Source organism: uncultured Paraglaciecola sp. (assembly GCF_963977085.1).
Classification (GTDB): Bacteria; Pseudomonadota; Gammaproteobacteria; order Enterobacterales; family Alteromonadaceae; genus Paraglaciecola.
Map to the genome: position 1 here is coordinate 103,329 of NZ_CAXBNC010000012.1, position 16,106 is coordinate 119,434.

The window sequence follows — 16,106 nt, forward strand, 5'->3', positions numbered from 1 at the left end:
CTATACTCATTCACGGGCAAACATACCTTTGCTCACCTGAATTGCCTTGCCGCTTAGGTAATGAACTTCTATAGTAATCAAAAGCGTTATCTAGGGGATAGTTGTTTGTTAAATTTTAAATTGAAAAGTTCAATCTTGTTGGCTGCATTGACTAGTATTACATTGCAGGCTCAAGACAATGAAATTAAAGATTATCTACCCATACAAGCTCAATCAGAGGAGATGGAACAACAACAATCCGAAACTGCAAACCTATCAGTTCCGGAATCCTCAAATTTATCAAGCACTCCTAGCCCCATTTGCCCCGCAGATTTTTTCACTTTACCTTTATACCCTAACGCTAAATTTTGCCAGTTGTTTGCACAAGGCCTACCTGCCAGCATGTCCTATTTTGCAATCAGCGATCAGCAAAGTGCTAAAGAGTTTTATATCAATCATTTGGGCCAAGCTGAACAAGAAAAAATGCTTCATGGCCGCATAGTACTGCAATATTCCAATGGACAAAAAATAGTAGTGATCTCGAAAGATGGCCAAGGAAGTCAAATCGATATCCTCATAAAATCTGCTGGTTGAAGTGTTATAAGTCGTTAACCAAAACCCATTCCTAAATCAAAAAATTAAAAGCCTCATCTTTACTACTCCATTGGCACTTTCTTTGCTTAAACAGGGTAAGACTAACACCGAGTCAATTTTCTGACATTGACTTTTGGAGGCAAAGTGGAACTAGCAATTGTATTGATGATGTTACTGATTATCGTAGCTGTAGGTGCTATGAAACTTCATGAACCGGGTTTGACATTCCCTTTTAGAAAAAAAGGCAACTTGTTCACTCCCGTTGAACGTACGTTTTTAGGACTTATCGAAGAAGCGGTAGGAAATGAATTTCGTATATTATGCAGAGTGAGAATGAGTGATATATTAACTATCCATCAAAATGCAGATAAAAAAACCATCAAAAATGCGGCTTCAAGAGCTGGCAGCAAACATCTTGATTTTGTGCTGTGTTCCAAAAAAGACATGTCGCCGATCATTGCAATTGATCTAGTCCACAATAGTGGCAAAGAGGGTTATAAAAGCCAGCGCGACTTTTATGTTAGCGGCGCCCTTGATGCAGCGCATATACCCCATCTCAGGATCAAAGTGCGTTCTGGCTACAAAGCACAAGATATTAGAGAATGTATTCAAGCTAAACTTCCCACGCCTAAGCTAAAACAACTTAATGCTCCGACTCCTCAAAGCGGAAAGTTGGCAACCGCCTTTGCAAGGCAAACAAAACCTACAAGGCCAATTCAAACCAATAAGACTGTACCTAGCCGGCCAGTTGCGGCAGCGTAACAACCAATCAATCGCAAGCTTAACCGTATAAAAAAAGCCCCTTTGAGTAATCTCTAAGGGGCTTTTTTGTAACTGCTTTGATTAGTAATTCAATAAAAACTAACCGTTAACGAATGCAACACCTAATGCGATATCACCACGTAGGCCTTCTAACATTGATTGTTTAGCGTTTTCTTCAAACTCACTCAACTCACCGTAAGATAGAATTTCTTCTACGCCGTTTTTACCTAAACGTACAGGGTGAGCAAAAAATGTAGCGTCGTCACTATTGGTTTCTACGTAAGTGTATTCAACTACATTTTCACCGCGCATTGCGTCAACTAGAGATAAGCAGAATCTTGCCGCTGCTTGACCCATAGAAAGTGTAGCCGAACCGCCACCCGCTTTAGCCTCAACTACTTCAGTACCCGCATTTTGGATACGAGTAGTTAAACTTGCGACTTCTTCATCTGTGAATTGTACACCTTTTACTTGTGATAAAAGAGGTAAGATAGTTGTACCAGAGTGCCCACCAATAACAGGAACATGTACGTTCGCAGGGTTTAATCCTTTTAGGTTACCCACAAATGTTTCTGAGCGGATAACGTCAAGAGTAGTCACGCCAAATAATTTATTTTTGTTGTAAACACCCTTGGCTTTTAACGCTTCAGCTGCAATAGCAACAGTAGTATTAACTGGGTTAGTGATGATACAAGTACAAGCTTCTGGGCAATTATCTGCAATGGCATCAACTAAATTTCTAACGATACCAGCATTAATATTAAATAAATCAGAACGATCCATACCCGGTTTACGAGGCACACCCGCTGGGATCAATACAATATCACAACCGGTTAAGGCGTCAGCTAAATCATCTTTTCCGAAACCTTGTACTTTCACATCAGTTGGGATGTGACTCAAATCTACCGCTACACCAGGAACCACTGGAGCAACATCATACAAATTCAACTCTGAGCCTGCTGGCAATTGAGTTTTTAATAATAATGACAACGCTTGACCGATACCACCGGCTGCACCTAATACGGCTATTTTCATGACTCTCTCCTGTGAAAAGCTTGCTGCTTTGCAATAATCAAAACTAACATGGTTTATAAAATATAAAGCTTGGACAATATTTTAGACCGCGGGATTATACTAGGGTCTTGTTCGATTTAATAGCCAGCTATGTTTTATCATATACTCTTCGACATTCTTTGAGTTGGCAAATTGCTTAAACCCATGCAATACGGCAAAATACCCCTATCAACTCAAGCAATTAGTCCCCTATGGCCATTACTAAACAAGACGCATTGATCAAAGCATTTAAAAACATTCTTAAAACCGAAAGTTTTGGGTCTCAAGGCGATATAGTCGAAGCACTGAAAACTCAGCAGTTCGATAATATTAGTCAATCTAAAGTATCCCGTATGTTAAGTAAATTTGGCGCGGTACGCACCCGCAACGCACGCGGAGATATGGTGTATTGCTTACCTCCTGAAATGGGCATGCCAACTGCCAAAAGTCCACTTAGGCAGCTAGTGTTGGATATTGTGCACAACAATGTGATGGTCATCATTCGTACTAGTCCTGGCGCAGCTCAATTAATTGCTCGTTTGTTGGACTCATTGGGTAAAAAAGACGGTGTGCTAGGCACTATTGCTGGGGATGACACTATTTTTATCGCCCCTGCCGACATTAGTACTATTGAAGATACTCGCAAGCGAGTAGAAGCTTTGTTTGAAAATGTATAAACGACATATTGGTTTTGCCCTAAACATAGCAGCATTAGGATTTTTTTTTCCTGGCATACTGTTGACCATGTTTTCTTTTAATATGGAAATGGCTGCCACTTTAAGTGGCTCAAACTTGACCTCGTCGTTAATTGATAAAGAATTATCAATTATGGCCACAGTGAGTGAATTATGGGACGACCAACGCTTGTTAGTTGCGGCATTGATATTTGCATTTTCAGTGTGTATTCCTCTGCTAAAAACGCTTCTGCTGTGTCTTGCTTACTTTACTAAATCTCTACAAATTGAAAGAAGGCTAACTAATTTTGTTGCTGCTATAGGTAAGTGGTCAATGGCAGACGTGTTTGTTATTGCTATTTTCCTTGCGATTATGTCTACCAACCATGCCGATACCACTACAACTGAACAATTCAGTGTATTTGGTTTTAAGATTGCTTTGGACATTAGCACACAAACATTGTCAGCGGCTGGAGAGGGGTTTTATTACTTCACCGCATACTGTTTGCTGTCATTGATAGGCACTCAATTTGCGAGTTCTGCCGCTAGATATAAGTTTGCAAGTTAAGCCAAAATGATGGCATCTATCTGACGGCTCCTCAATTAAAACTAACTGGTAGAAAATTACATCCTTAAGAAGAATGGTAAATATGAATCAAGCATTTTTGTCGGCACTCATTATAGGCGTTAGCTTCGTACTTTACTCATGCGGAGACAGTAACGCGCAGTCAGGTGTGCCACCTATACCGAATACCAACGAACCAGATTGGTTAGTAGGGCAATTTTCTGATGATGCTATCTACAAAAATCTTTGTGCCGTCCCTAGAATAGGTCCAGATAGCAATGGCGACACATTCTTGGATTCTCAAGGCACTGCTATGCATGAAAAAATGTGGCTACGCTCTTGGACCCACGATACGTACCTTTGGTACAGTGAAGTCGATGATAATAATCCATCTCACTTTTCTGTTGCTGACTATTTTAGTCAACTAAAAACCAACGAACTGACCCCATCAGAGTCCCTTAAAGATAACTTTCATTTTTCCCAATCTACTGAACAATACAATCAACGCACCCAAAGTGGCGTTACCTCTGGATATGGCATCAGTTGGGAATACGTTAGTGCCAGCGCTCCTAGGCGTCTAATTGTGCGTTACACTGAACCAAATTCACCTGCCGCAATCGCAGGTGTGACAAGAGGTTACGAATTAAAGAAAATTGATGACATTGATTTTGTTAATGCAACTAGCGAAGCTAACGTGGATAAAATTAATGCTGCGTTATCCCCATCTGATACAGGGCAGACCTTTAACTTTGTATTCTCCGATACGACTGGAAAAGTATTATTAGCAACTAATTTAACGTCTGCCAATATTGAACTACAGCCAGTACAAAACGTTAAAACAATCCACACTTCCGCAGGCAAAATGGGCTATATGCAATTCAATTCATTTATCAGAACGGGACAAGATGGTTTAATCAATGGTTTTCAAGAGTTTGTTGATCAAGGCATCACTGAACTAGTTATTGACCTACGTTATAACGGCGGAGGACTATTAGCCATGGCTTCACAGGTCGCCTATATGATTGCCGGCAATGCACAAACTAATAATCAAATTTTTGAAACCCTGGAATTTAATGATAAGTACCCTAACGTTGACCCGATTACTGGCAACACAATACAACCCACACCTTTTTACACTAAAGCGATTGATTGGAACTCCAACAAACTCACTAGCAACACTTTGCCTTCTGTTGATTTAACAAGAGTATTTATTTTAGCCACAGCCAATACCTGTTCTGCTAGTGAAGCCGTTATAAATGGCCTCCGAGGCATTGATGTTGATGTTGTGTTAATTGGTGATACAACATGTGGTAAACCCTTCGGTTTTTATGCGACAGATAATTGTAGTACTACCTACTTCACCATTCAGTTTCAAGGCGTCAATGCAAAAAACTTTGGCGCCTATTCTGATGGATTTAAACCCGTCTCCAGCCCCATATTTGATGATCAATTACCCGGTTGTACTGTTACTGACGATTTCACTAGCGCTCTTGGAAATGAAGATGAACCTTTACTAGCAGCAGCAATAAATTTTGCTGAAAGCGGCTTATGTCCAATAACTACAACCTTAGCAAACAAAGAGGTGAAGGTAGAAAACACGGGGAATGCTATCAATACCCCTAATACCTTGCTTGAGTCAATGAAGATCCTAACTCCTATTAGTGAGCCTTAGAGATTGTGATTACACCCACAGCCAATGGTCTAGGCATATCTACTCTATTAATATTCAGTAGCTGCATGACGACGCCCCCCTTACACCCAGTCGAAGCATTACTCGAACAGCCTAGTACACAAAGTCACTTGGTTTTAGAAACGGCTATTGGCAAGCTGCTAAACACCCATCCTGTTAAGCTCGCAGACAAGGTATTTACTCTAAAAAGCACTGTCATTATTGACTTTAGTCAGTCTAAGGACAGTCACGGCAATCTGTTAGATGGGAGAGATACACGTCACGCGGATACCTTTTCTTTACTCACCCAAGACGGTCATTGCTACTTAAGGCACAACCAAAATGGAGAATTCTATCTGTTAAACAATATCAGCTGCAAAGTAAAATAACTGGCTAGGCTAACAGTCCATTATTCAAACTCACCTATTACTTACCCAAACCTCGACTCGATATCTAAAAATCATTAGTCCTCTTTGTTGATGATTATCTCAATATTTTTACTGTTTCCCGCAAACCATTTTTGTATATAAATACTGCCTATTAGCGGTGGCATTCCCTCTTCTGGCACTTCTTTATAGCGCACGCTATTTTTATTTTGTTTTTCAAATTCAAACTTAACTTTCTTTTCAGACATGCATTAACCTATGTATTTAATAACGTTACTCACTTATAACCGAGCATATAATAGTTTAGGAGTTTCAGTGAAACAAAAAAGGCGCTTACCTAGGGGAAAACGCCTTGCCATTGTTCAGAATACTACAAATTAAGCGAGAGCAATCACTCACACCTTTTATTCAATTAACTTAAACTCTAGTTAGTTAAAGTATTCCGCTATTTGATAAGGTGAGCCGCTAGTTTCAAAGTCAGTAGTCACTAAGTTAACCACATCGCCTTCGGCCAAATCATACAAGGTAAATTCTAGTAACAACTCATCATTAGAATCATATATATAGATGTCGTAATTTCCCGCCTCGATTTCATAACTGCCTGTATCTAAATAGCTTACTGATAATTCGGTATCGTATGAGTCAGGGTTGCTGCCTTCTTCAATTATGAGCACTTCTAACGTTTCGTCACGCTCTGCATATATTGCGTGGGACAGTAATATTTTGCCGTGAGTGTCTATGACCCGTAAATCTTCATTAGATTCGTTTAGTGAAACAGCTGCATTGGCATCACCCGCTGTAAGCAGAAGTATTTGATCATCTGCATAGAGACTCAATGAAGTACTGTCGAGCTGGGTCTCATCTTCACTATCAACTATAAACACGGTAGTTGATTCAGCCGAGTCTGAATCTGAAATAGAAATAGAAATAGCTACGTCTGATGAAATACTCCCAAGTTCAAGATAGGACTCAAGAATATTTGAGCTTTCACCAGTAGCGATGGATATACCACTGGTATTACTGATACCATTTGCAACACGTAGATGGGCGTCTGCGGCTTGATTGGTTAAGGAACGCGAACCAGTATCATTTAATTCTACAATTTTATATCTTGCTTCGTCATATCCAGCCACGTAATAACTAACCAAAATGTAAGATAAAGCTTCACCTTCATCAATACTGATATTGTTTTTTTGCGCCAATATGGAGTCTGAGCCTGACTCTGTAAACACAATTTTGTAATCCCCCTCACTTACCTCAACGTCACCACTGGTGTCTGCTTGTCCTAGACTATAGTCAACACTTTGGTTAATTAAATTATCGTCTGCATCTAGTAAATATACGTCTACTGATTCACCACTATTGGCTAAATTGACAAACTGCACCATGGCATACTCATCATCAAAGTCATCAGAATATACGTCAGAGACATCAATCTCGATTGTATAGTTACTTGGGGAACTAGCCTCACCGTAGAGAATATAGGAATGCAATTTATTGGCGTAAACACGCAAAGATTCATCATCTATAAAACTCTCATTTTCTATATTCGGTAGGATCTGATTGAACTCAATATCAAAGGTGCCTTTGCTCACATATTTATAGGCTGTTGCTTCGGTGAACGCCAGATCGCCAAGGGATGAACTTTCCACTACAAATTCGATATTTGGAGATTGCGGCACCAAATTCACATACTGATAATAACCATAGCCCTCTTCATCATCTTCTATTCCACACCCATACAAAAAAATGCTTAAGGCAGAAACAGTAAAACACAACACATACTTTTTAAATTTAAACATTGAAACTCTCTAATACATAAAATAACGACTCCTCATCAGAATGGCATAGAAAGTAAAGGTTCAGTCAGCACTAGGCCAAATCTAACAACATCACATTAGTTGCACATTTCAATGTGCATACCGTGAAATTATCTGCTCAGTACATCCTAACAAAGTGGTGTATCACCGCAGTAATAATATGAGCAAGCTCTAGGAAGATAACAGGGGGGATGTTAGCGCTTATCCTCAACGTTAATTAACTCTATGAGTTAACCTATAAAAAAGGCGCTAACCTTGCGGTTAGCGCCTTCTCAATTATTATTTACTAAAACAATTAAGCTTTAGTAATAACGTCTACTAACGTCCAGTTTTTGGACTTAGACAAAGGACGACATTCACGTATTGTTACTACGTCACCTTCGTTACATTGGTTAGTTTCGTCATGTGCGTGTAGCTTAGTAGTGCGTTTGATGAATTTCCCATAAATAGGGTGCTTCACTTTACGTTCTACTGCAACAGTGATGGATTTCTCCATTTTGTTGCTGACCACACGACCTTGTACTGTTCTAAATGCTTGTTCAGTCATTATGCAGCAGCCTTTTCAGTCAGAATGGTTTTAACACGCGCGATACTGCGACGCACTTTACGAAGACCGTCAGTTTTTTCAAGCTGACCTGTGCTCGCTTGCATACGCAAGTTGAATTGTTCACGAAGCAAGCTAAGTAGCTCTGCGTTCAATTCTTCTACGCTTTTTTCTTTCAGTTCTGTGGCTTTCATTACATCACCGTCCGAGTTACGAAAGTTGTTTTAAAGGGCAGTTTTGACGCTGCCAATGCAAACGCTTCCCGTGCTACTTCTTCTGGAACACCTTCCATTTCGTATAAAACACGACCTGGCTGAATTTGGCATACCCAGTATTCAACGTTACCTTTACCTTTACCTTGACGCACTTCTAGAGGCTTCTCAGTAATTGGTTTGTCAGGGAAAACTCGAATCCAAATTTTACCTTGACGTTTAACGGCACGTGTCATTGCACGACGAGCTGCTTCGATTTGGCGCGCAGTCATACGACCACGTCCTACGGATTTTAGTCCGTAAGTTCCGAAACTTACACTATCGCCCGCAGCATAACCACGGTTGCGACCTTTGTGCATTTTACGAAACTTCATACGTTTAGGTTGTAACATAATTAGCCCTCACGCTTAGGAGCACGGCCCTTCTTCTTAGGTGCGGCAGCTGGCTGCTCGTGAGTAAGTGGCATGCCACCTAATACTTCACCTTTGAAGATCCATACTTTTACGCCAATGATACCGTAAGTTGTCGCAGCTTCTGACGTTGCATAGTCGATGTCAGCACGGAAAGTGTGTAATGGAACACGACCTTCACGATACCACTCGGCACGCGCAATTTCAGCACCGCCTAAACGGCCGCTTACTTGAACTTTGATACCTTTAGCACCAATTCGCATTGCATTTTGCACTGCGCGCTTCATAGCACGACGGAACATAACCCGACGCTCTAATTGGCTAGCAATACTATCTGCAACAAGTTGTCCGTCTAATTCAGGCTTGCGTACTTCAGCAATGTTGATCTGAGCTGGCACACCGGCTAGCTTAGATACATACTTACGTAGCTTCTCAACGTCTTCACCTTTCTTACCGATAACAACACCAGGGCGAGCAGTGTGTATAGTTACACGTATGCTTTTCGCTGGACGTTCGATAACGATCTTCGAAAGTGAAGCACTTTTAAGTGCCTTAGTCAGATACTGACGTACCTGATGATCATTAAACAGGTTATCTGCATAATCTGCAGTATTAGCGTACCAGGTAGATGTCCATGGTTTGCTGATACCCAGGCGTATGCCTGTAGGATGTACCTTCTGTCCCATTATCTTCTCCTAGTTATCAGCCACAACAACGGTGATGTGACTGCTACGCTTAAATATACGATCAGCACGGCCTTTGGCTCTTGGCTTGATACGCTTCATAGTTGGACCTTCGTCAACAAAGATTTGAGATACTGACAATTCGTCGATATCCGCACCTTCGTTATGTTCGGCGTTCGCAATCGCTGACTCTAATACTTTCTTGATTAGATCGGCGCCTTTTTTAGGGCTGTAAGACAGCACTTCAAGGGCCTTTTCAACGTGTAAACCACGAATTTGATCTGCTACCAAGCGAGCCTTTTGAGCAGAGGTACGAGCATGACGATGTTTAGCAAAAGCTTCCATAATCTATTTCCTATCTCTTGGCTTTCTTATCCGCGACATGGCCACGGTAAGTACGCGTTGGAGCAAATTCGCCCAATTTATGGCCGACCATTTCGTCACTGACAAATACAGGAACGTGTTGACGACCGTTATGGACCGCAATGGTCAACCCAATCATATCTGGGATGATCATAGAGCGACGAGACCAAGTCTTTATTGGTTTTTTCTCGCCTTTCTCCACTGCAGCCTCAACCTTCTTCAGCAAGTGTAGGTCTATGAATGGACCCTTCTTGAGAGAACGTGGCATGGTGAATCCTCGCTGTTACTTATTACGACGACGTACGATTAATTTATCAGTACGCTTGTTACTACGTGTTTTCTTGCCCTTAGTTGGAACGCCCCAAGGTGAAACAGGATGACGGCCACCAGAGGTACGACCTTCACCACCACCATGTGGGTGATCAACAGGGTTCATGGCTACACCACGTACAGTTGGGCGGATACCGCGCCATCTGTTCGCACCGGCTTTACCAAGTGAACGTAGCATGTGTTCTGCATTACCGATTTCACCAATGGTGGCACGGCAATCTGCTAATACTCGACGAACTTCACCAGAACGTAAACGAAGGGTTACATAACCTTCCGCGCGCGCTAGGATCTGTGCATAAGTACCTGCAGAACGAGCAATTTGGGCACCTTTACCAGGCTTCATTTCAATAGCGTGTACCGTAGTACCTACTGGAATGTTACGCATTGGTAAAGTATTACCTGCTTTAATCGGCGCATCAGAACCTGACTGGATTGCATCGCCTGCTTTAGCGCCTTTAGGAGCCAAAATATAACGACGTTCACCATCTGCATACAACACCAAACAGATGTTTGCAGAACGGTTTGGATCATATTCTAAACGTTCAATTTTGGCTGGGATGCCATCTTTGTTACGTTTAAAATCGATCACACGATAATGATGCTTGTGACCGCCACCAATATGACGCACGGTAATGCGACCATTGTTGTTACGACCACCAGATTTGCTGTTCTTTTCAAGCAAAGGTGCATAAGGTGCGCCTTTGTGTAAATCAGGGTTGGTTACCTGAACTACGTGACGACGACCAGGAGAAGTCGGTTTAGCTTTTAATAATGGCATATCTAATCCCCTTCTTAGCCTTCGCTGCCAGTAAAGTCGATGTCTTGACCTTCTTTAAGCACAACGTAAGCTTTTTTCCAGTCTTTACGCTTGCCAAATGATGCACCGTGACGTTTGGTTTTACCCTTCACGTTTAGGGTACGAACAGAATCAACTTCAACTTCGAACAATTTTTCAACTGCCGCTTTGATTTCTTCTTTGTTCGCATCTTTGACTACTTTCAAAACAACAGTGTTGTTTATCTCAGCAGATAGCGTTGCTTTTTCAGAAACATGTGGTGCTAATAGCACCTTAAGTAGACGCTCTTCATTTATCATGCTAGCGACTCCTCTAATTGTTTAACTGCATCAGCAGTCATCAATACTTTTTCGAATGCAATAAGACTTACTGGGTCAATACCCTGAACATCACGCACATCAACTTTATACAAGTTACGTGCAGACAAGAACAAGTTCTCATCAACTTCTGATGTCACAATAAGTACATCTTTAAGTTCAAGCTCTTTCAACTTAGAAATTAATTCCTTAGTTTTCGGAGTTTCAACTGCAAATTTTTCAACCACGATTAAACGTTCTTGACGTACCAATTCTGAAAGGATGCTTTGAATAGCACCACGGTACATCTTTTTGTTAACCTTTTGGCTGTGATCCTGTGGCTTTGCTGCGAAAGTTACACCACCAGAACGCCAGATAGGACTACGGATTGTACCAGCACGGGCACGACCAGTTCCTTTTTGACGCCAAGGTTTGGCACCACCACCGCGTACTTCAGAGCGTGTTTTTTGTGCTTTAGAACCCTGACGAGCTCCTGCACCGAATGCGACTACTACTTGGTGTACTAGTGCTTCGTTAAAATCACGTCCAAAGGTTGCTTCGGATACTTCAAGAGCGCTTTTTGCGTCTTTCAATACTAATTCCATCACTTAACTCCCCAGACGTTACGCTTTGATAGCAGCTTTGATAATGACATCGCCGCCAGGAGCACCGGGAACCGTACCTTTTACTAATAAAAGGTTGTTCTCAGTATCTACTCGCACTACGTCCAAAGACTGCATAGTTACGCGTTTGTTACCCATCTGACCGGCCATTTTCTTACCTTTGAAAACTTTACCAGGTGATTGGTTTTGACCAATCGAACCAGGTGCACGATGCGACAATGAGTTACCATGTGTGTTACGTTGATGGCTAAAGTTCCAGCGCTTAATTGCACCTTGGAAACCTTTACCTTTAGAAGTACCGACAACGTCAACCATTTTAGTTTCAGCAAAAATTTCAACAGTAATTTCACTGCCAACTTCTATGCCTTCACCTTCATTGTTGTCTAAACGGAACTCCCACAACCCACGACCCGCTTCCACGCCAGCTTTAGCAAAATGACCTGCTGCTGCTTTATTAACGCGGTTAGCTTTTTTGTCGCCAGCTGTTACTTGAAGCGCTTTGTACCCGTCGGTTTCTTCAGTGCGTAACTGAGTAACACGATTCGGGGTGGCTTCTATCACAGTCACAGGAATAGACACACCATCTTCAGTGAAGATGCGAGTCATACCTACTTTACGACCGATAAGACCAATCGCCATGTTAAAACCCTCTCTTGTTAGCCCAGGCTGATTTGAACATCAACACCGGCAGCCAAGTCCAATCTCATCAAGGCGTCTACTGTTTTATCAGTAGGCTCGATGATATCCACCAAACGCTTATGTGTACGAATTTCATACTGATCACGCGCATCTTTGTTTACGTGAGGTGAAGTAAGTATTGTATAACGCTCTTTACGGGTAGGTAGAGGAATAGGTCCACTAACCTGAGCACCGGTACGCTTCGCTGTTTCAACGATTTCAGCCGTAGACTGATCGATCAACTTGTGATCAAACGCTTTCAAACGAATACGAATTCTTTGATTTGGCATCGATTAAGCTCCAACCGAAAGAACAAAAAAAATCACCCACACCATCAATATTATTGACAGGAGGATGCGTGTAAACTGCTGACCCCCAATTGGGGTCCTGTTTTAGTATCAACGTGCAACTTGATGCGAACATTTGTTGCTAGAGGTTAGCTAAAGTAGTGACAAGCACTAATTGACCTAGATAACCGCCCGTTAATCACGTCTCAACTAACAAGTTAGTAGGACAGTGGGCGCGCATTATACATACGAATAAGTAGATTGCAACCGCAAAAGCAATGAATGTGCTAAAACTCTATACAAAGATATAAATGCATCTATTTACTTTCGTTAAACGTATTACCTTCACCTACTATATTTTTAAATCAATATAATTAACGGATTCAATATGGAGCATGAACAACACTTGGTCTTACTGGCTAAAACAGCAGCAGGTGACCAACAAGCTTTTGCGAGCCTTTATGGCGCGACTAGCGCTCAACTTTATGCCATTAGCCTAAAGATGTTACGCAAAAAAGAATGGGCGGAGGATGCCGTTCAAGATGCCTATGTGAAAATTTGGCATAACGCTGACCAATATCAAACAGGCAAAGGTACAGTGCTCACTTGGATGATCAGTATTGCTCGATATCGAGCCCTTGATCTACTCAGATATTACAAAATTCGTAATGAGCAAGAACTGGATGATACAACTCAAACAGCGGACAACATACCGGCCACACCTAATAGCCAAGATAAAAAACAATTAGATATTTGTCTTGAACAATTAGAAAGTCAGCAGAAACAAGCCATTCATCTGGCTTTTTTTAAAGGGTTATCTCATCAAGAGGTGACTGAACATATTGATGCACCTTTGGGGTCAACAAAAAGTATGATCCGCCGAGGCATGCAGTTACTTAAGAGGTGCTTAGGAATATGAATTATCTCAATCAAGAGCGGCAGGATGCGTTAGCAGCAGAGTACGTACTTGGTACTCTGCGCGGAGCAGCGCGGAAGAGGTTCCAACAATTGTTGGTGCAATACCCTAGCCTGCGTGCCACTACAGATCGTTGGGAGCAGCATATCAACAACCTCGGTGAACAAGTGACACCAATCTCCCCTGATCCTATAGTGTGGCAAAAGGTGAAGCTAAGGTTAGCCTTTGATGATCCACGGAGTAACACTATTGTTATGGATAACATTGTGCCTATTAAAACCAAATCATCACGTAAATGGCAAACTTTCACAGGGCTCGCGTCTGCGGCCGCCATTGTGCTGGCAGTGTTGTTGATACAGGTAAAGGTTCCAATAACTCAAGTCCCAGTCGAACAGCTCAGTGTAATGCAAAATACTGATAACCAGCCAATGTGGTTAATTGAAGTAAGCCGCGACGTTTTGACCACTACCGCAACGATTAATGTCACCAAACGGGCACAAAATGATTACCAACTATGGATGCTAGCGGAAGATGGAAGGCCTCCTATATCATTAGGTCTGCTGCCACAATCTGGAGTAAGAACGCTCAATAAAGTAGATATTTATGATCGACTAGAAATAGTCGCACTAGCGGTTAGTCTTGAGCCTTTAGGCGGCTCCCCCAATGGCGCACCAACCGAGGTATTATTTGTTGCCGAATTAGCCATCTTATAAAAGGTTAATATTCATTTTTACTTAATTGCAAAGACTGGCTAAGCCAGTCTTTTTTATAGGCTGTAAAAAGGTGGCAAAACTAATTTAAAAAATTTGCATCCAGTTTACCTCCATGATCGTTTGGTTAAAAGACAATGACCAAACTTGGAGAAACATGTCATGAAAAAACAGTCAACTACCTTGATGCTGAGCATAATGGCTACAGCAATAATCGGCTCTAATGCGTTAGCATCCAGTCATAGAGAAGCACCAAACATCACGCGCTTTCCCACCTTAGATTCCACCGATTTTTATGCTTTCAACAGTTATGAAAACGGTCGTAGTGATTATGTCACTATGATTGCCAACTATATTCCATTGCAAGACCCCTACGGCGGACCTAACTATTATGCGATGGATCCTGCCGCAGTTTATAGCGTACATATAGATAATGACGGTGATGCAGTTGAAGACCTTACGTTTCAATTTCGTTTTGCTTCTGCGCTTCCCAATAATAATGCAGGTGCCACCTTAATGGTCGGCACGGCTGGTGAACAAGTTGAAGTGGGTGTACCTCTTAAAAATATTGGTCCGGTCACAGCAAGCAACGCAACTGCAGCGAACTTTGGCGAAACCTATACCATGACTTTGGTTGAAGGTGCTCAGCGCACAGGTACCGCAACAGCCATCCAAAACGCCGCCAACGCCACAACAACTTTTGGCAAACCACTGGATTACATTGGTAACAAAACATTTGGCGACACCTCAGCCTATGAGGTGTATGCAGATAGCTTTGTCTACAACTTTGCTTTACCAGGTTGTGACAGCATGGGTAAAGTCTTTGTTGGGCAACGTAAAGACCCTTTTGTAGTCAACCTAGGTAAAACTTTCGACTTGGTTAACTACGTGCCAGTTGAAGGAGACAGTACACCTGGCGCAGGTGATGCCGCAGGATTCCCTGGAGGCATTACTCAAACTTCGGATAACGATGTATTAGCAGATAAAAATGTCACATCCATTGCGGTTGAAATCCCCAAAGCCTGCATTACTGGAGATGGCAACGGTGTAGTAGGTGCGTGGACAACGGCTAGCCTTCCGCAAGCCCGCATTTTGAATCCTGATGCCAACTTTGCTGCAACGGAAGTGAATGGTGGTGCACTGACACAAGTCTCGCGTTTAGGTAGCCCTTTGGTCAACGAGCTAGTCATTGGTCTAGCGACTAAAGATACCTTTTCAGCTTCTCATCCTGCAGATGATGGCCAGTTTGCTGAATTTGTGACTCATCCTACACTGCCTGAATTGTTGAACATTTTATTTAAAGATGCGGTTAACACGACATTAGGGACCTCTCTTGAAACCTTAGCTCCAACTAATTTTCCTAGAACAGATTTAGTTGCTGCATTTTTAACAGGAGTTGAGGGCGTTAACCAGCTCGCCACTGTCACACCATCAGAAATGTTGCGTTTAAATACCGGCATTCCTGCCACTGTAGCAACACAACAGAGTGCCTTTGGTGTGGCTGGTGATGATTTAGCGGGTTTCCCTAATGGCCGACGTCCAGGTGATGATGTGGTTGATATTGCCTTACGTGTTGTCATGGGGGCGTTATGTTACGACATTCCTGTTGCTGGTACGCCCACCAACTTGGGCTTCTGTACACCTGAAGATGCAAGTGTGGGTAATGTCCCCTTTACCGATGGTGCGCCATTAGATTCGTCGATGATGATGACATCATTTCCGTATTTGGCGCCCCCTATTTCTGGTTCAGAATAAG

The 16,106-nt window shown here is 42.2% G+C and carries 23 protein-coding genes; 9 read left to right on the forward strand and 14 right to left on the reverse strand.

The window, feature by feature from the left end; genetic code table 11:
- The first annotated feature begins 105 nt into the window (after positions 1–105).
- Positions 106–573, forward strand: coding sequence for a hypothetical protein (locus AAC000_RS14580; protein ID WP_339723544.1), 468 nt, complete (start codon positions 106–108; stop codon positions 571–573).
- Between the two features lie 144 nt (positions 574–717).
- On the forward strand, positions 718–1,335 hold the full coding sequence (locus AAC000_RS14585; protein WP_339723545.1) for a DUF2726 domain-containing protein: 618 nt from the start codon (positions 718–720) through the stop codon (positions 1,333–1,335).
- 99 nt (positions 1,336–1,434) lie between these two features.
- On the opposite strand, the gene mdh is transcribed toward AAC000_RS14585, so the two are convergent.
- A complete protein-coding gene (gene mdh / locus AAC000_RS14590; RefSeq protein ID WP_339723546.1) occupies positions 1,435–2,370 on the reverse strand; it encodes a malate dehydrogenase in 936 nt (311 codons plus the stop codon).
- Positions 2,371–2,600: 230 nt separating this feature from the next.
- Between mdh and argR the strand changes: the two genes are divergently transcribed.
- From argR to AAC000_RS14610, 4 genes are all read left to right on the forward strand, one after another.
- Positions 2,601–3,065, forward strand: a complete 465-nt coding sequence (gene argR / locus AAC000_RS14595) for a transcriptional regulator ArgR (RefSeq protein WP_339723547.1) — start codon at positions 2,601–2,603, stop codon at positions 3,063–3,065.
- Complete coding sequence (locus tag AAC000_RS14600) at positions 3,058–3,630, forward strand: paraquat-inducible protein A (protein WP_339723548.1); 573 nt, start codon at positions 3,058–3,060, stop codon at positions 3,628–3,630. Before argR ends, AAC000_RS14600 begins: the two co-directional genes overlap by 8 nt.
- Positions 3,631–3,712: 82 nt before the next feature.
- Complete coding sequence (locus tag AAC000_RS14605; protein ID WP_339723549.1) at positions 3,713–5,299, forward strand: S41 family peptidase; 1,587 nt, start codon at positions 3,713–3,715, stop codon at positions 5,297–5,299.
- Positions 5,300–5,364: 65 nt separating this feature from the next.
- The gene (locus AAC000_RS14610; RefSeq protein ID WP_339723550.1) at positions 5,365–5,685 is read left to right on the forward strand and encodes a hypothetical protein; all 321 of its coding nucleotides are present in this window, start codon (positions 5,365–5,367) and stop codon (positions 5,683–5,685) included.
- Positions 5,686–5,759: 74 nt separating this feature from the next.
- On the opposite strand, the gene AAC000_RS14615 is transcribed toward AAC000_RS14610, so the two are convergent.
- The 13 genes from AAC000_RS14615 to rpsJ all read right to left on the reverse strand — a co-directional run bounded on the left by AAC000_RS14615 (position 5,760) and on the right by rpsJ (position 12,727).
- Positions 5,760–5,930, reverse strand: a complete 171-nt coding sequence (locus AAC000_RS14615; protein WP_339723551.1) for a hypothetical protein — start codon at positions 5,928–5,930, stop codon at positions 5,760–5,762.
- Positions 5,931–6,110: 180 nt separating this feature from the next.
- Positions 6,111–7,484, reverse strand: coding sequence for a DUF4397 domain-containing protein (locus AAC000_RS14620; protein WP_339723553.1), 1,374 nt, complete (start codon positions 7,482–7,484; stop codon positions 6,111–6,113).
- Positions 7,485–7,797: 313 nt separating this feature from the next.
- Positions 7,798–8,049, reverse strand: a complete 252-nt coding sequence (gene rpsQ / locus AAC000_RS14625) for a 30S ribosomal protein S17 (protein WP_339723555.1) — start codon at positions 8,047–8,049, stop codon at positions 7,798–7,800.
- Entirely contained in the window at positions 8,049–8,240 is a 192-nt protein-coding gene (rpmC, locus tag AAC000_RS14630) for a 50S ribosomal protein L29 (RefSeq protein ID WP_339723557.1), read from the reverse strand. Before rpmC ends, rpsQ begins: the two co-directional genes overlap by 1 nt.
- Complete coding sequence (gene rplP / locus AAC000_RS14635; protein WP_339723558.1) at positions 8,240–8,650, reverse strand: 50S ribosomal protein L16; 411 nt, start codon at positions 8,648–8,650, stop codon at positions 8,240–8,242. Before rplP ends, rpmC begins: the two co-directional genes overlap by 1 nt.
- 2 nt (positions 8,651–8,652) lie before the next feature.
- The gene (rpsC, locus tag AAC000_RS14640) at positions 8,653–9,354 is read right to left on the reverse strand and encodes a 30S ribosomal protein S3 (protein WP_339723559.1); all 702 of its coding nucleotides are present in this window, start codon (positions 9,352–9,354) and stop codon (positions 8,653–8,655) included.
- Between the two features lie 9 nt (positions 9,355–9,363).
- Entirely contained in the window at positions 9,364–9,696 is a 333-nt protein-coding gene (gene rplV, locus AAC000_RS14645; RefSeq protein ID WP_339723560.1) for a 50S ribosomal protein L22, read from the reverse strand.
- A 10-nt stretch (positions 9,697–9,706) separates the two neighbouring features.
- Positions 9,707–9,982 (reverse strand): 30S ribosomal protein S19, encoded by a 276-nt coding sequence (gene rpsS / locus AAC000_RS14650; RefSeq protein ID WP_014107406.1) that lies wholly within the window; start codon positions 9,980–9,982, stop codon positions 9,707–9,709.
- A 15-nt stretch (positions 9,983–9,997) separates the two neighbouring features.
- Positions 9,998–10,822, reverse strand: a complete 825-nt coding sequence (gene rplB / locus AAC000_RS14655; protein WP_339723565.1) for a 50S ribosomal protein L2 — start codon at positions 10,820–10,822, stop codon at positions 9,998–10,000.
- 14 nt (positions 10,823–10,836) lie between these two features.
- The gene (gene rplW / locus AAC000_RS14660) at positions 10,837–11,139 is read right to left on the reverse strand and encodes a 50S ribosomal protein L23 (protein WP_339723567.1); all 303 of its coding nucleotides are present in this window, start codon (positions 11,137–11,139) and stop codon (positions 10,837–10,839) included.
- Positions 11,136–11,741 (reverse strand): 50S ribosomal protein L4, encoded by a 606-nt coding sequence (rplD, locus tag AAC000_RS14665; protein WP_007622479.1) that lies wholly within the window; start codon positions 11,739–11,741, stop codon positions 11,136–11,138. Before rplD ends, rplW begins: the two co-directional genes overlap by 4 nt.
- An 18-nt stretch (positions 11,742–11,759) precedes the next feature.
- On the reverse strand, positions 11,760–12,398 hold the full coding sequence (rplC, locus tag AAC000_RS14670) for a 50S ribosomal protein L3 (RefSeq protein ID WP_339723570.1): 639 nt from the start codon (positions 12,396–12,398) through the stop codon (positions 11,760–11,762).
- Between the two features lie 17 nt (positions 12,399–12,415).
- On the reverse strand, positions 12,416–12,727 hold the full coding sequence (rpsJ, locus tag AAC000_RS14675; protein WP_006992667.1) for a 30S ribosomal protein S10: 312 nt from the start codon (positions 12,725–12,727) through the stop codon (positions 12,416–12,418).
- Between the two features lie 385 nt (positions 12,728–13,112).
- On the opposite strand from rpsJ, the gene AAC000_RS14680 reads away from it, so the two are divergent.
- The 3 genes from AAC000_RS14680 to AAC000_RS14690 all read left to right on the forward strand — a co-directional run bounded on the left by AAC000_RS14680 (position 13,113) and on the right by AAC000_RS14690 (position 16,105).
- Positions 13,113–13,643, forward strand: a complete 531-nt coding sequence (locus AAC000_RS14680; RefSeq protein WP_339723571.1) for a sigma-70 family RNA polymerase sigma factor — start codon at positions 13,113–13,115, stop codon at positions 13,641–13,643.
- Positions 13,640–14,353 carry an anti-sigma factor gene (locus tag AAC000_RS14685; RefSeq protein WP_339723572.1) on the forward strand — a complete coding sequence of 238 codons (714 nt, stop codon included), beginning with the start codon at positions 13,640–13,642 and terminating at the stop codon, positions 14,351–14,353. The genes AAC000_RS14680 and AAC000_RS14685 overlap by 4 nt, the downstream gene beginning before the upstream one ends.
- 159 nt (positions 14,354–14,512) lie before the next feature.
- Positions 14,513–16,105, forward strand: a complete 1,593-nt coding sequence (locus AAC000_RS14690) for a DUF4331 domain-containing protein (RefSeq protein ID WP_339723573.1) — start codon at positions 14,513–14,515, stop codon at positions 16,103–16,105.
- The last annotated feature ends 1 nt before the right edge of the window (position 16,106 follow it).